This window comes from Rhizobium rhododendri, assembly GCF_007000325.2.
Lineage (GTDB): Bacteria > Pseudomonadota > Alphaproteobacteria > Rhizobiales > Rhizobiaceae > Rhizobium > Rhizobium rhododendri.
Map to the genome: position 1 here is coordinate 1669768 of NZ_CP117267.1, position 14160 is coordinate 1683927.

The window sequence follows — 14160 nt, forward strand, 5'->3', positions numbered from 1 at the left end:
GCCGCTCCATATTCCGGGCATGGCCAGATCCCCGAAAAACTCTCCCGCTCGCGATGATCGAAATACCGGTTTCGAGGAGGCGCCGCAGGCGCCGTTCGAAGGCGCGCCGCTGTCAGGCGGGGTTGCCGACTGGGTAAAGCAGCTCGAAGCGGAAGCCGAGATCTCCGGCGTCGAGACGCAGCGCGAGATCGCCTCCAAGGCCGGCAAGCATCGCAAGAAGGTGGAAATCGCCGCCTCGAAATCGGCGCGCGGTACATCCATGGGCGGTTCGACCGATCCGAAGACGCGGGCTGCCGCCGGGCTCAATCCGGTTTCCGGCATGGATACGTCGCTCGAAGACGCCGCCAATGCAGGCACGGCCGTCACCGCCACGGTCGAGGCGCTTTCGGCGCTGATCGAGAGCGGCAATCCGCTGTTCAAGGACGGCAAGATGTGGACCCCGCATCGCCCTGCCAGGCCGGAAAAATCGGAGGGCGGTATCAGGATCCGCATGCAGTCCGACTATGAGCCGGCCGGCGACCAGCCGACGGCGATCAAGGAACTTGTCGCCGGCATCGAATCCGGCGAGCGCAGCCAGGTGCTGCTTGGCGTCACCGGCTCCGGCAAGACCTTCACCATGGCCAAGGTGATCGAGGCGACGCAGCGCCCTGCCCTCATTCTCGCACCGAACAAGACGCTGGCGGCCCAGCTCTATTCCGAGTTCAAGAACTTCTTCCCAGACAACGCGGTCGAATATTTCGTTTCCTATTACGACTATTACCAGCCGGAAGCCTATGTACCGCGCTCCGACACCTTCATCGAGAAGGAATCGTCGATCAACGAGCAGATCGACCGGATGCGCCACTCCGCCACCCGCTCGCTGCTGGAGCGCGACGACTGCATCATCGTCGCCTCCGTCTCCTGCATCTACGGTATCGGCTCGGTCGAGACCTACACGGCGATGACCTTCCAGATGACGGTCGGCGACAAGCTCGACCAGCGGCAATTGCTCGCCGACCTCGTGGCCCAGCAGTACAAGCGCCGCGACATGGATTTCCAGCGCGGCTCTTTCCGGGTGCGCGGCGATACGATCGAGCTCTTTCCCGCCCACTTGGAAGATGCGGCCTGGCGGATTTCGATGTTTGGCGACGAGATCGACTCGATCACCGAGTTCGACCCGCTGACCGGCCACAAGACGGGCGACCTGAAATCGGTCAAGATCTACGCCAACTCGCACTATGTGACGCCGCGCCCGACACTGAACGGCGCCATCCGCCACATCAAGGAAGAGCTGAAAATGCGGCTGGCCGAGCTTGAAAAAGGCGGCCGTCTGCTGGAAGCCCAGCGGCTGGAGCAGCGCACCCGCTACGACATCGAGATGATCGAGGCGACCGGTTCCTGTGCCGGCATCGAAAACTATTCGCGCTATCTCACCGGCCGCAACCCGGGCGAGCCGCCACCCACCCTGTTCGAATACATCCCCGACAATGCCCTGCTGTTCATCGACGAGAGCCACGTCTCCGTCAGCCAGATCGGTGGCATGTACCGGGGCGACTTCAAGCGCAAGGCGACGCTGGCCGAATACGGTTTCCGCCTTCCGTCCTGCATGGACAATCGGCCTCTGCGGTTCGAGGAATGGGACGCCATGCGCCCCAACACCATCGCCGTGTCGGCGACGCCCGGAAACTGGGAAATGGAGCAATCAGGCGGCGTCTTTGCGGAGCAGGTCATCCGCCCGACCGGGCTGATCGATCCGCCCGTCGAAGTGCGCTCCGCCCGCAGCCAGGTTGACGACGTGCTTGGCGAGATCCGCGAGACGGCGGCTGCCGGCTACCGTACGCTGGTCACTGTCCTCACCAAGCGCATGGCCGAGGATTTGACGGAATACCTGCACGAACAGGGCGTGCGTGTGCGCTACATGCACTCCGACATCGACACCCTGGAGCGCATCGAGATCATTCGCGACCTGCGGCTCGGTGCCTTCGACGTGCTCATCGGCATCAACCTTCTGCGTGAGGGCCTCGACATCCCGGAATGCGGCTTCGTCGCCATTCTCGATGCCGACAAGGAAGGGTTCCTGCGCTCCGAGACGTCGCTGGTGCAGACCATCGGCCGCGCGGCGCGTAACGTCGACGGCAAGGTGATCCTCTATGCCGACAACATCACCGGCTCGATGAAGCGGGCGATGGAAGAAACCTCGCGCCGCCGCGAAAAGCAGATGGCTTACAACACCGCCCACGGCATCACGCCGGAATCGGTGAAGGCCCGGATTTCCGACATTCTCGACAGCGTCTACGAGCGCGACCACGTTCGCGCCGATATCTCGGGCGTGTCGGGCAAGGGCTTTGCCGATGGCGGCAACCTGGTGGGCGGCAACCTGCAGGCCCATCTCAACGCGCTGGAAAAGCAGATGCGCGACGCCGCAGCCGACCTCGACTTCGAGAAGGCAGCAAGGCTGCGCGACGAGATCAAGCGCCTCAAGGCCGCCGAACTCGCCGTCATGGACGACCCGATGGCCCGCCAAGAAGCCAGGGCGGTCGAAGGCGACAACGGCAAGCCAAAGGGCAAGCGCAAAACTCCCATCTCCCCCCTTGTCGGGGAGATGTCGGCGCAGCCGACGGAGGGAGGCGTATCCGCATCCTCGGCCTCCTACTTTCAGAAACCCTCCCTCGACGACATGGGACCCGGCACCGATACGGCCCGGCCGCTGTTCCGCAAGAACAGCCTCGACGAGATGACGGTCGGGCGGACGGAGAAGCCAGCGGCGGGCAGCCTGCCGGAACGCCCGCCGGAAACGGTGAGCAGCAAGAAGCGCTTTTCGCCGCTGCTCGAAGGCCAGCCGGACAAGGACGGCAGCTCCGCATCCGGCAAGGACGACCTGCGCCCGATCATCCGCGCCAAGGCCGGCGCCGGCTCCTACGAAGACGCCGGCGACGTCAAGCGCCAGAAGCGCACCAAGGGCAAGACGGGACGGCCGGGGCGGTAAAAACAAGGGCGGCGGAGCGCGAAAAGCGAAAAAACTTGGGTCCGGTAGCGCTCGTTGATAGGTTGCGGCCGCGCTGTTAAGACTAAGGCAATCTCCGCATGGCAAGCCATATGTCACTTGCCCTAAGGAGGACGAAACCATGGCGCTGATCGGCTTCAAGAATACCCACAACCAGCCCGTCTACGTCAATCCGGCGCAGGTGCTCTATGTGACGACCTTCGAGGAAGACGTGTCGATCATCGCATTTGCCGTATCCGGCGCCGGCGGCAACCCGCTGACGATTTATGTGCGCGGCAATGTCGACCAGATCCGCCTGAAGATCGACGGAACCGCCCAGCGCTGATGATGGAGATCGGCGCAAACGTGCGCCCGTCGTAACGATCCGATGCCTGCGTTTAGGCGCAGGTGCTGCGGCGAGCGAATTGATCGCCAGCTTGCGCCCTCACCCGAAAACCTCGCCAGGATAGGCACCCCAGATGGCGGCTTGCCTGATATAGCCGGTGAGCCGCAGCCCGCTCAGATGCACGCGGCACCAGCTGCCGTCGCAGGCCGATAGCCTCAGCAGCACCTTCGGCTGCAGCACCGCGATTGCGCTCGCCTTGGCATTGGCGGCGACCCGCAGCGGCACGTTGGCCGAGAGCCAGGGGCCGACAATGCCGGTCCGCTGGCCCGATAGCAGCGAGCCATACATCCACCCGGACGTACCGTCGGAATCCCGCACCTGCCGCCAGCGTCCATATTCCTGGATGACCTCGAGCGGCAGGCCGGGCGCGACATAGATGAAGCGCGTCGCATAATCGAGCGAAGGCCCGATGCGCAAGCGCGCCTTGCGCGGCTTCAGCGACACGAAACGCGGCACGGCCAAGCCGCTTTCGCTGCCGCGCGCAAATCCGGGCGCCAGCACCGGAGCCGGCGAACCAGCGCCTGAAAGCAGAGGTGCCGCGGATGGCAGCGGCTGCGAGAGTGGCGAGACCAGCAGCACAATGGCCGAAAAACCGGCGACGGCCATAAGGCTGCAGGACAAGGGCACCCTCACCGGCAGGCCGAGACCTTCTTCAGCGCCGCAGAGATGCCGGCCAGAGATAGGTATAGCGGGTCGGAGTGCCGCGTTTCGAGGTGGCGCTGACGGTCATATCGCTGCCACCGCGCATCGCCGCCACCAGATCCGGCTCCTGCGCCACGTCCCGCACCCAGGCGGCATTGTCCTTGGACACCATGGCGAAGCGCTTGTCGTCGACCGCAACGGTGATCGGCGCCCCCGGCTTCAGCATATAGCCGCGCACCGCCTCGGGCACGAAGCCGCCGTCGGCAGAGGGCGACACAAGGAAAAAGTTCTTCCCATGGTCGATTCCGGCAGGCTCCATCTTCGTCGGCATCGAAAGCGCATAGCAGACCGTCCCAGACTTCGCCGCATAGGAATAGACGCCCCAGTCATCGAACTGCTGGATCCGGCTAGGCTCGGCAAACGCCGCGGCAGAAGAGGCGACAAGGGCGGCGACGGCGAAAATGGGGAGTTTTGCGGGCATGATATTCCAGACGGGTTTTGGACAAACTCAGGCCGGATTTCGGAACATTTCCGGCCGCGCGAAGGCCCAATTGGAGCCCGTCGAGGGTTACCGGGAGGTTAATGGGGTGGTTACGATATTGTGATGGGGGGGTGTGAGATCGGATCTACCGCCTAAGGCAAGAACCGGCGCAGGCAACTTCCGGAGCTATTTCCGACTGCGTCTGATAACATCACAAAATACTTCATCATCCGACTGTATATGAGGAGAAAGAACGTCTAGGCAGGATTTGAGCCTAGCTTGCAATGAATCATTTTTCCTTGGAGTTTCTGAATAGTTGGAAATCTGCCGAACTGATTTGATAGAAAGCAACTGCAGCAACACTCGAACGCCCTTTTTATCCGTCAGCCCTACGCTACGGGCGTCATAAGATCCTGGAAACCCAGCCAACTCGGGAAAAAGCTCTCCCTGTAAGGTACGGTTTGTCTTAGTTTGCCTCGCCTCGACATCGCTTAGCATGCGCCTCAAGGCCATTGTTTCAAGCTTCCGCGACTCTGCAATGATTAGATTGGAATGCCTAACTCTCAATTCACGGATAACTTCTTCGTATGTATACTGACCTTTAAGGCCAAGTTCGTGCGAAATATTTCTAAGAGCGCCGCGCAAGTTCATTTCGTCAAACTCCATTGGCACGCAAGACGAATCATAAGATCAAAAGGTGAACTTAAAAACCAAGACAGTCAACCATACTACAAAATAGAGTCTGAGCATCACGGCCATATTGGAGTATAAGAAACTGATACAACGGCGCATATATAGAATTGCCACCAAACAGATCAAATCTTGCATGTAGCGTTAAGCTTCGAAATGCGATCGCGGCCGCGTATCGTCACACTCAAAAACTACTCGATTTCTGGAAAAGAAGACAACGGTTAAAGATTTTCCCGTCTATTTTGGCGCCTATACGAGGTCACTACTCCGCCGCCCGTAACTCCACCACGTCCATCTCGTAGCCATACTCCTCGAGCATCGTATACGCGTGCTCGATCGTCGCCACCTGCGCTTCCGCCTTGCGGATTGCCTCGGCGATGGCTGATGTCCGGGCCCTTAGCATGGAGCCGAGGACGTCGGCTTCGGGGCGGCGGCCGAGGCGGTCCATGTGTTTGCGGACGCGGGCCCGGTGGCGTTCCAGCTCTAGGATGTGGAAGCGGTTCTTGACCGCCTCGTCCGAGAGCTTGCGGCGCATCGCGGCAACCGGATCGAATGAGCCGGGCTCGCGCTCATCGAGAATGAAATCGTTGACCAGCGCCTCGATCATCGCCGCCCCCTGCAGGTCGCGCGGATCGGCCAGCTGCGGATCGTAGCCGGTGTCGTCGTAGACCTTGCGGCGGATCGGGTCCTGCAGCAATTCGTACACCGCCTGCAGCCTGCCAAAGTGCTCCGCATCGCCGCCGCTGTCGGGATGGGCGGTCTTGGCAGCTTTCCGATAGGCGCTCTTGATCGCATCGAGGCCCGCATCGCGCGCGAGACCGAGCATCGCATAGGGATCCATCATCTTGCTACCTCTCCGCCTGCCCGCACGCACCCACTCCGACTAGCCTCTTGCACGCCCGGCTTCAACCCCCGCAGCGCGTTGATATCATCGGCCTTGCTCGGGACCAAATTGTGGAGACCGTCACGATATCCCCGACTTTAAGGCAACCACAACCTTATGGCGACTGGCCGTCGGCCGCATGCCGAAAACCTGTGCCAACGGGCGCGAAAATCACGCCGCCGGGCCATCGGGGCAGAGGCTTTATAGGCGGAATATAACGGACCATGCCGGTGGTCTGCGAGGTCAGAATTGTGCGCCTGAAACTGCCCGAAACCACGTCCGGGAAGAGCCGGAATCCCGATCCGGGACAGCGAAAAATGCATCAACGCAACCTCCCGAAATGGTACAACCGGCTTGCGTGGGGCTTCAAAAACCCTTCAAACCCTTGGTTTAAAGGCGCTATGCCGCGCAGGTTGAAACGTGTCAAAATTTTGTCGCTTGCTTTTTTAAAAAAATGCTGCCACGAATTGGTTCTCGGGCATTTACTTGCCGGTGACTGGACAGATGTGGCAAAGCCTGCGTAGACGTTCTTTCCCCGTACGTGACTACTCGACCCGTCTTCCGCGCCGCGCGAAGGCACAACCGTCCGGCTTCGACCACCGGGCAAAATGGACTAGAGGGAAAAGGACTATTTCCATGGCGACCAAGGGCACCGTTAAATTTTTCAACCAGGACAAGGGTTTTGGTTTCATCACGCCAGAAGGCGGCGCGAAGGATGTGTTCGTTCACATCTCCGCTCTCCAGGCTTCCGGCATCCAGTCGCTGCGCGAAGGCCAGCAGGTCACGTTCGACACCGAGCCGGATCGCATGGGCAAGGGCCCGAAGGCCGTCAACATCTCGGCTTTCTGAGACCCGTCCAGTCACGACGAAATTTTACAAGAACGGCGTGCTGCAGGGCGCGCCGTTTTTTTGTGCTTTGGGCCTGAGTTGGAGATTTGGCAATTGCCTGGGAGACCACCTCGTTGCTCGGTGCCCCCCTCTGTCAGCTGCGCTGACATCTCCCCCACAAGTGGGGAGATTATTCTTTTCCCTTGCGGACCCTGGCTTTCGGCTGATCTTCGTCTGGCGGGCTGACCGTTCCGCCCACTCTCCCCCCTTGTGGGGGAGATGTCCCGCAGGGACAGAGGGGGGAGATCTGGCACCGCAACTTACTTGCCGGCGACGCCGTCAGGCCGAAAGCGCCGTCGGCTCGGCGGGCGAGAAATCCACGGCGGCAAAGGCGGCGGTGATGACCTCCGGCCCTGCGCCCGGCTTGGCCGCATCGCTCGACAGGATCTGCCGGAACCGTCTCGCCCCGGTCATGCCCGAAAACAACCCGATCATATGGCGCGTCACCTGCTGCAATCGTCCGCCACCGGCGATGTGGGCGCCGGCATATGTCATCATCGTATCGCGCACCGCCATCCAGTCTGGCGCACAAAAAGGCTTGCCATAGATGCGGTGGTCGACATCGGCGAGAACCGCCGTATCGCCATAAGGCGCCCTGCCCAGCATGACGCCATCCACATGGCGCAGGTGCATCTCTGCCTCGTCGAGCGTCTTGATGCCACCGTTGATGCCGATGAACACATCCGGAAAGCGCTGCTTCATGCGGTAGACGAAGTCATAGTCGAGCGGCGGGATATCGCGGTTTTCCTTCGGCGACAGGCCCTTCAGCCAGGCTTTTCGCGCATGGATCCAGATGGCGTCGGCACCGGCGTCGAGCACCCGCACCATCAGGTCCGGCAGCGCCACCTCGGGGTCCTGCTCGTCGACGCCGATCCGGCATTTCACCGTCACCGGCAAGTCTGTCACCGCCTTCATCGCCGCCACGGCAGAGGCAACAACATCCGGCGTCAGCATCAGGCAAGCGCCGAACGTGCCGGACTGCACCCGGTCCGAAGGGCAGCCGACATTCAGGTTGATCTCGTCATAGCGGTAATCGGCGGCAATCCGCACCGCCTCGGCAAGCTTGCCCGCATCCGAGCCGCCAACCTGCAGCGCCACCGGATGCTCCTCGGCATGATGCCCGAGCAGCCTGTCACGCGGCCCATGGATGATAGCATCCGCCACCACCATCTCCGTATAAAGCAACGCTTCCCGGCTGATCTGCCGATGCAAAAACCGACAATGCCGATCCGTCCAGTCGATCATAGGTGCGACGGCGAAGACTTTTTCGCCTTTAAGATATTGATTTGTCAATGTTTTTCCAACTGCACCACGCAGGACCACGCTGCGCCACGGCCATTTTGGGCCACTCTCTACCACGCGCAACCATTTGAATCCATTGGCAGTGACGCTGGGTAACTTTTGAACTGCACCAAGAACTGCACCACAGCTGCACCAATATTTTCGCCAACTGCACCATTCGTCCAGTCTATTCAACGGATTGTTGAATAGTGGATTCCCGGTCTTGTACACTCACCGCTGACACCAACAGACGCGGCCACGAGCCGCCTAGGAAAGGAATGTGAACGATATAATTACCCTCTGCGGGTCGGCGCGGTTCGAAAGGCTGTTCAAGGCTTGGAACGAAGCGCTGACACTCGCGGGGCACACGGTGTTCTCTGTCGCGGTCTACCCAAGCGACAAATCCGGGGTTAAGCAGTGGTACTCTGATGATCAGAAAGCTGACCTCGATGCAGCCCACCTCCGTAAGATCGCGGCGAGTGACTCGATTTTCGTTCTTAATATGTACGGGTACATCGGCTCATCGACGCTAGGCGAAATAGAGCACGCAAAACGTCTCGGTAAGAAAATCTACTTCTTGGAATCGTGGAAGGCGGGCAACGGGGTGTGTGACATGCACCATGAGTGGCTGCGCGACGACATGGAGTTGGACGGATTGCCAAGGTGCTCAGCCTCGCCCATCGACACTATGACATCACCCCACGACCCGGCGATCTTCTCTCCTTGGAGCAGTGACCTGCTCGGCCCGGGTGGGGCAAAGCGCTCGTCCCTGGTTAACCTCACCAAAGCGGCGGAACGCCCAACTGCACCAAGCTCAGAAGCCTGAGTAGCGCCCCATTGCGACACTCCCCCCAGCGGGCAGGTTTTCAGCCACTGCCCGCTAACCCGCAGACATTCCCCGCCACGCCCAGCCCCGCGTCACCCTTGGTTGAATCTGCACCAGTCGTTTAGCACAAATTGCACCAAAACTGCACCATCGACCTTTTGAAAATAAAGAGACGAATGATTTCAATAGCTTAAAAGCGCGCTGTACAGTCGATCATGGGGGCGACGGCGAAGATTTTTCCGCCGGATGCATAGGGCGACGCTGTCGGCACGGGCGCCGTGTAGGTGGATGGGGAATTCATTGGCATTTGGTTTGGGATCTTCATGTCGGGAGCGCATGGCCCTTGGGCGCGCGTGCATCGCTGTATATAGCGGACCCGACAAAAAAGCGAGGCCCGGCCGGGCATGAAACCGACCGGGCCCTGTGATGTTTGGAGATCGGTGCTTTAGATAAAGGCAACCGGCATCTGTATCGGCGCGCGCTTGGCGCCGTAGTCGCGTTCGTGCGACGAGAGATTAACTTGCTTTTCCTGGGCGAGGACCAGAGCTTCGAGTGCCGGATGCAGCGCTTCTTCGCGGGAAAAATCGATGGCATCGACTTCGATGGAAGCGGCGCGCTTGCGGGCGTTGAAGAAATTGAAGATCATGGTCGGGGCCCTCCTGATAGCTACCGGATAAACGACGCATGCGCCGTCTTCGTTCCCTTCCTAGCATGTGAGTCGTTAAAAATTAACCATGCTGCACTGCACTAGGAAGAGCCATCAGCATAACCCGCAACGAAGACAGCGACGCGACAGCAGCAAGGCGGAAATCGGGCGTTCCCGAGGCCATCCGAAAAGGCGAATTCGTCGTCTGACACGAACTAAATCTTTAGTCGTCGAACTCGAACTTGTGCTTGGAAAGCTGCCACTCGCCGTTGGCATCCTTCTCAACGCGCTTGTTGCCGCGATAGAAAATCGGCTTGTTGACGCGCTTGTCGATGGCATAGCGGCTCGGCGTCCATTTCGCCTTGGGGTCGGTCCCGGTCACCGAGGCCAGCGCCTCCTTGAACTTGCCTGCCTTGTACAGCGTCATGAATTCGTCGTCGGCCATGTCAAAGTCTCCTTAAGCGTCGGCGGCGCGCGCGCCGCCCGTAAATTCAACGGATCAGCAGCGCCGTCCCATACAGCCCGAAGCCGAATACCGTGTGAGCCACCAGGTTGAGCAGGCGAGCCTTGTTCGGATTGGGCGTCTTCGATGCTGCCCAGCCGATGCCAAGCCCCGGCTGCAGCAGGAACCAGCCAGCCGCCACGGTGACGATCGCCCAGATCCAGGCAACCAGGAATGTCGGCGCCTGCAGCCAGCCCGGGCCGGTGATCGCCACCAGCAGGAAGGCGTAGGCGATGCCGACAGCATAGTGGCCGATCCAGCCGAGCGCCAGTTCGTGGGCATAGGGCGCGCTCGCATTGATATCGTCGTGAAACACCGTGCCATGGCTGAGGTGATAGAACCAGCGGCCGACCGGCGCCCAGTTCGGCATGCCGCCGCCGGAAAGCCGGGCGTAAAGGATCGCCCAGAGATCCATGAGGATCGTTGCGCCAATGCCGATGACAAGGCAGCGCCAGAAAATGTCGACCATGTGAAATCCGATAATTTGGGACGCCGGAAGCAGGCGCGCACCAAACCATAGGCGCACCGGCGAAAGCAATGCCCATCCGTCGAAGCCGGCCAAAAGAATCGCCTCGCCCCAAGCTTTCAGGCCTCCGATCCGGCTGCCCTTGCTGTCGCCGTCGCATTATTGCGCTACAAAGCCTCAGAAGACGCGCACGCCCCTTGCGAAGGAGAGAGATTTGACCGCCATCGACACGCTTTTCACCCATGCCCGGCTGGACGACGGATCCTTCAGCGACATCGCCGTCACCGGCGGCCGCATCGTTGCCATCGGCGCCAGCGGCAGCCTCGGCACCGGCGCCGGCACGACCGTCGATCTCGGCGGCGCGCTCGTGGTACCCGGCTTCGTCGAAGGCCACATTCATCTCGACACGAGCTTCTACGGCGGCCCGTGGATTTCCCACAAGCCTTGCACCGCCGGCTTCGACGTGTACGAGCGCGTCGCCTTCCAGCACCAGAACCTCGCCATTGCCGAACCGATGGACGTGCGCGCCAGAAAGCAGCTCGAGCTTGCCATCGGCAACGGCGCCACCGCCATGCGCAGCCATGTGATGGTCGACGGCTCCGTGGGCCTCAAGCACCTCAAGGAGATCCTGAAGGTGCGCGACGAGTATGCCGGGCTGATCGACATCCAGCTCGTCGCCTTCCCCCAGAGCGGCATCCTGAAAAGCCCGGGCACACCAGGCCTGATGGACGAGGCGATTGCCATGGGCGCCGATGTCGTCGGCGGGCTCGATCCGGCCAGTTTCGACCGTGACCTCGGCGGCCATCTCGACGTCATCTTCGACATTGCCGAGCGCCGCGGCGTCGATATCGACATACACCTGCACGATGGTGGCACGCTCGGCCAGTTCACCATCGAGGAAATCTGCGCCCGCACCCGCTCGCTGTCGATGGAGGGCCATGTCGCCGTCAGCCACGCCTATGGCCTCGGCGACCTCGCCCCTGACGCGGCAAAGCGCGCCGGCGAGCAATTGGCGGCCTCCGGCGTGTCGATCATGACCAACGCGCCCGGCAACCACGCCTTCCCGCCGGTAGCGCTGCTGCGGTCGGTCGGCGTCACCGTCTTCAGCGGCAGCGACAACATCCGCGACAGCTGGTGGCCCTATGGCGATGGCGACATGCTGGGCCGCGCCATGATGATCGGCTACCGCTCCGGCTTCTACACCGACGAAGACCTGCGGGCCGCCTTCGACGTCGTCACGACCTCGGGCGCCAAAGCGCTGCGGCTGGAGGACTATGGCCTGACGGTCGGCTGCCGCGCCGATTTCGTCACGCTGACGGCCGCCCATGTCCCTGAAGCCGTCGTCTCCGTCCCAAAACAACGCTCCGTCTACAAGGGCGGCAGGCTGGTGGCGGAGAACGGGATGGTGGTGCGGTGAGGCGGTGGCTCGCTCCTGTCCTTAGCGACCCGAACCAAGCTCTCGCTTGAAGGCCGCCGTCACGATGTCGATCAACTGCCTGTGGATGGCACTCCTGGAGCGGCTGCCGCCATCCCTGCAGATCGGATCGCCGATCTCCTTTGCCGTAGCGGTCTCTTCAGCACCCGGCTTGCATTCGGCGAACATGCTGAAATGACTGGAATCCGGGATCGTCGAGTATCTCGACTTTAAAATCGCCTTGGCAACTCCGGCCGCATCTGCGGTGACTGGAATTGTACCGGGCTTACCGAGATTGACGATCTCGACGGGAATGGAAATTTCCGCAAACGTCCCGGGCTGGAAAACGCCGATCGGCGCAGGGTCGATCGCCATTGCAAATCGAATGCGCCTGTCTTCGCTCTGACGGCCGGCGGACTGCATATCCATGGCATGAAGATCGACACCGCTTTGGCGAACCCAGTCGCAAAGCGATGGGTTGAGCGCATCTGTGTCGCAATAACTTGCCAGCCGCTGCGGATCGATCCGGGCACCAGCCAGCGCCAAGGCTGTGCTGCCGCCCGCCGACAAGCCCAGTGCACCTGTCTTGCCGCTTTCCAGATGCTCTTTGAAAAAGGCGTCTTTCCCGATTGCATCCAGCGTATCGCTGATATCGCCAGGTCTCAGCCAAAGTTTCATCGTCTCCGCTGCGGATCGCCCGGGCCCCGAATTGCCGGGGTGGTTGGGGGCGGCCACGATGAAACCCTCGCTAGCCAGTGGCGCTGCGAGCCAGCTCAGCGCCGGCGCGTTTCCGGCGATACCGGCGCCATGCGAAAGCAAGACAACGGGAAATGCACCCTCCGAGATCGGAGCGCCAAGCATGGCAGGCGTTCCCACGGAGAACATGCCTTCTCCCAGCAGCATGGATTTTCCACCGAGGAGCGCCGGGTACCAGACGATAACGTCGAGGTCGGTGCCGCGCTCAGGCGACAGTGCGGAAATTTCGCGCACTCCGACATTCTCACTGGCCAGGGCTCGCTGCTGCGCCGGCATCGTCAAAACTGTAGCCGTGCCCAGCATGGCGATCGCTTTTAGTGGAGAAAGCATATTGGTCCTCATGCTTGCGAGCGCCGGGGAGTAAGGTTCCCCGTTTCGTGGCGGAGAGAAGGCCGGCGCGCTTCGAAGCACAGCATCGACCACTGTCCTCAACCACGCGACCCGGATCGCAATCCCGGACGTCCGAAATCGCGATCAAGGTCCATGCCGGCGCCACGTTGCGACCGCAGCCTTCGCACACCCGTTTAAATCATCACGCAAACGGCACCACACAGTGCTGGATTTGTTGCCGGAATCGCGAGACAACAGGCTCTGATCAGTGAAAGAGTTTGCGCCATGACCGACCTTGCCACCGTCATTCCCCTGCCCCATCCTACCCTTCTGCCTGTCGATGGAATGGCTGCGACCTTTCCGGTGCGGCGTGTCTATTGCGTAGGCCGAAACTATGCCGACCACGCCATCGAGATGGGACACGATCCCAGCCGTGAGCCGCCTTTCTTCTTTCAGAAGAATGCCGACAATCTTCTCGTCGGCAGCGACTTTCCCTATCCGCCACTTTCCAGCGACGTTCATCACGAGGTCGAACTCGTCATCGCGCTGAAATCCGGCGGCAACGATATCCCGGCCGAGGCGGCGCTCGATTGCATTTACGGATACGGTGTTGGCATCGATTTCACCCGCCGCGACCTGCAGGCCATTGCCAAGAAGGCAGGCCGCCCCTGGGAGGTTGCCAAGGCATTCGAGCATTCGGCACCCGTCTCAGCCCTGGTACCCACCGAGCGCATCGGTCATCCTAACTCCGGCGCCATCTGGCTCGAGGTCAATGGCGAGCGCGTGCAGAACGGCGACATCGAGCAGATGATCTGGAAGATCCCAGAAATCATCGTCGAACTATCGAAGCTGTTCACGCTTACCGCTGGCGATGTGGTCCTGACCGGCACGCCAGCGGGCGTTGGCCCTGTCAGCAAGGGCGACCGTATTACCTGTGGCGTCGATGGTGTCGCCACGATGTCGCTGACCGTCATCTAACCGGGAGAA

16 protein-coding genes are annotated in these 14160 nt (G+C 61.1%); 7 read left to right on the forward strand and 9 right to left on the reverse strand.

Annotation, left to right across the window (positions count from 1 at the left end; all coding sequences use genetic code 11):
* Positions 1-19 precede the first annotated feature (19 nt).
* Entirely contained in the window at positions 20-2965 is a 2946-nt protein-coding gene (uvrB, locus tag PR018_RS08240; protein WP_142823060.1) for an excinuclease ABC subunit UvrB, read from the forward strand.
* Between the two features lie 139 nt (positions 2966-3104).
* A complete protein-coding gene (locus tag PR018_RS08245) occupies positions 3105-3308 on the forward strand; it encodes a hypothetical protein (RefSeq protein WP_142823061.1) in 204 nt (67 codons plus the stop codon).
* A 99-nt stretch (positions 3309-3407) separates the two neighbouring features.
* On the opposite strand, the gene PR018_RS08250 is transcribed toward PR018_RS08245, so the two are convergent.
* The 4 genes from PR018_RS08250 to PR018_RS08265 form a co-directional block, all read right to left on the reverse strand.
* Positions 3408-3989, reverse strand: a complete 582-nt coding sequence (locus tag PR018_RS08250; RefSeq protein ID WP_224127713.1) for an SH3 domain-containing protein — start codon at positions 3987-3989, stop codon at positions 3408-3410.
* Between the two features lie 31 nt (positions 3990-4020).
* Complete coding sequence (locus PR018_RS08255; protein ID WP_244615256.1) at positions 4021-4491, reverse strand: invasion associated locus B family protein; 471 nt, start codon at positions 4489-4491, stop codon at positions 4021-4023.
* Between the two features lie 186 nt (positions 4492-4677).
* Positions 4678-5157: a hypothetical protein gene (locus PR018_RS08260; protein ID WP_142823063.1), complete on the reverse strand. Its 480-nt coding sequence runs from the start codon at positions 5155-5157 to the stop codon at positions 4678-4680.
* Between the two features lie 286 nt (positions 5158-5443).
* Positions 5444-6025, reverse strand: a complete 582-nt coding sequence (locus PR018_RS08265; protein WP_142823064.1) for a DnaJ domain-containing protein — start codon at positions 6023-6025, stop codon at positions 5444-5446.
* 356 nt (positions 6026-6381) lie between these two features.
* On the opposite strand from PR018_RS08265, the gene PR018_RS08270 reads away from it, so the two are divergent.
* Positions 6382-6588, forward strand: a complete 207-nt coding sequence (locus PR018_RS08270) for a hypothetical protein (RefSeq protein ID WP_142829176.1) — start codon at positions 6382-6384, stop codon at positions 6586-6588.
* A gap of 112 nt (positions 6589-6700) precedes the next feature.
* Positions 6701-6913, forward strand: a complete 213-nt coding sequence (locus PR018_RS08275) for a cold-shock protein (protein ID WP_111223035.1) — start codon at positions 6701-6703, stop codon at positions 6911-6913.
* A 318-nt stretch (positions 6914-7231) separates the two neighbouring features.
* Here PR018_RS08275 and dusA read toward each other — a convergent pair whose 3' ends face one another.
* Positions 7232-8245: a tRNA dihydrouridine(20/20a) synthase DusA gene (dusA, locus tag PR018_RS08280; RefSeq protein WP_142829178.1), complete on the reverse strand. Its 1014-nt coding sequence runs from the start codon at positions 8243-8245 to the stop codon at positions 7232-7234.
* A 268-nt stretch (positions 8246-8513) separates the two neighbouring features.
* Between dusA and PR018_RS08285 the strand changes: the two genes are divergently transcribed.
* Entirely contained in the window at positions 8514-9059 is a 546-nt protein-coding gene (locus PR018_RS08285; RefSeq protein ID WP_202617098.1) for a hypothetical protein, read from the forward strand.
* 445 nt (positions 9060-9504) lie between these two features.
* Here PR018_RS08285 and PR018_RS08290 read toward each other — a convergent pair whose 3' ends face one another.
* The 3 genes from PR018_RS08290 to PR018_RS08300 all read right to left on the reverse strand — a co-directional run bounded on the left by PR018_RS08290 (position 9505) and on the right by PR018_RS08300 (position 10676).
* Entirely contained in the window at positions 9505-9705 is a 201-nt protein-coding gene (locus PR018_RS08290; protein WP_142823066.1) for a hypothetical protein, read from the reverse strand.
* Between the two features lie 223 nt (positions 9706-9928).
* A complete protein-coding gene (locus tag PR018_RS08295; protein WP_111218049.1) occupies positions 9929-10150 on the reverse strand; it encodes a hypothetical protein in 222 nt (73 codons plus the stop codon).
* A gap of 46 nt (positions 10151-10196) precedes the next feature.
* Positions 10197-10676 (reverse strand): DUF2938 domain-containing protein, encoded by a 480-nt coding sequence (locus tag PR018_RS08300; RefSeq protein WP_142823067.1) that lies wholly within the window; start codon positions 10674-10676, stop codon positions 10197-10199.
* Between the two features lie 211 nt (positions 10677-10887).
* Between PR018_RS08300 and PR018_RS08305 the strand changes: the two genes are divergently transcribed.
* Positions 10888-12090: an amidohydrolase family protein gene (locus PR018_RS08305; RefSeq protein ID WP_142823068.1), complete on the forward strand. Its 1203-nt coding sequence runs from the start codon at positions 10888-10890 to the stop codon at positions 12088-12090.
* Positions 12091-12111: 21 nt separating this feature from the next.
* On the opposite strand, the gene PR018_RS08310 is transcribed toward PR018_RS08305, so the two are convergent.
* Positions 12112-13173, reverse strand: coding sequence for an alpha/beta hydrolase family protein (locus tag PR018_RS08310; protein WP_142823069.1), 1062 nt, complete (start codon positions 13171-13173; stop codon positions 12112-12114).
* A 285-nt stretch (positions 13174-13458) separates the two neighbouring features.
* On the opposite strand from PR018_RS08310, the gene PR018_RS08315 reads away from it, so the two are divergent.
* On the forward strand, positions 13459-14151 hold the full coding sequence (locus PR018_RS08315) for a fumarylacetoacetate hydrolase family protein (RefSeq protein WP_142823070.1): 693 nt from the start codon (positions 13459-13461) through the stop codon (positions 14149-14151).
* Positions 14152-14160 lie beyond the last annotated feature (9 nt).

Bases quoted from the DNA above. Each gene is read 5' to 3' on its own strand.
- uvrB (WP_142823060.1), top strand. From the start codon at position 20: ATGGCCAGATCCCCGAAAAACTCTCCCGCTCGCGATGATCGAAATACC.
- PR018_RS08245 (WP_142823061.1), top strand. From the start codon at position 3,105: ATGGCGCTGATCGGCTTCAAGAATACCCACAACCAGCCCGTCTACGTC.
- PR018_RS08255 (WP_244615256.1), bottom strand. From the start codon at position 4,491: ATGCCCGCAAAACTCCCCATTTTCGCCGTCGCCGCCCTTGTCGCCTCT.
- PR018_RS08260 (WP_142823063.1), bottom strand. From the start codon at position 5,157: ATGGAGTTTGACGAAATGAACTTGCGCGGCGCTCTTAGAAATATTTCG.
- PR018_RS08265 (WP_142823064.1), bottom strand. From the start codon at position 6,025: ATGATGGATCCCTATGCGATGCTCGGTCTCGCGCGCGATGCGGGCCTC.
- PR018_RS08270 (WP_142829176.1), top strand. From the start codon at position 6,382: ATGCATCAACGCAACCTCCCGAAATGGTACAACCGGCTTGCGTGGGGC.
- PR018_RS08275 (WP_111223035.1), top strand. From the start codon at position 6,701: ATGGCGACCAAGGGCACCGTTAAATTTTTCAACCAGGACAAGGGTTTT.
- PR018_RS08290 (WP_142823066.1), bottom strand. From the start codon at position 9,705: ATGATCTTCAATTTCTTCAACGCCCGCAAGCGCGCCGCTTCCATCGAA.
- PR018_RS08295 (WP_111218049.1), bottom strand. From the start codon at position 10,150: ATGGCCGACGACGAATTCATGACGCTGTACAAGGCAGGCAAGTTCAAG.
- PR018_RS08300 (WP_142823067.1), bottom strand. From the start codon at position 10,676: ATGGTCGACATTTTCTGGCGCTGCCTTGTCATCGGCATTGGCGCAACG.
- PR018_RS08310 (WP_142823069.1), bottom strand. From the start codon at position 13,173: ATGCTTTCTCCACTAAAAGCGATCGCCATGCTGGGCACGGCTACAGTT.
- PR018_RS08315 (WP_142823070.1), top strand. From the start codon at position 13,459: ATGACCGACCTTGCCACCGTCATTCCCCTGCCCCATCCTACCCTTCTG.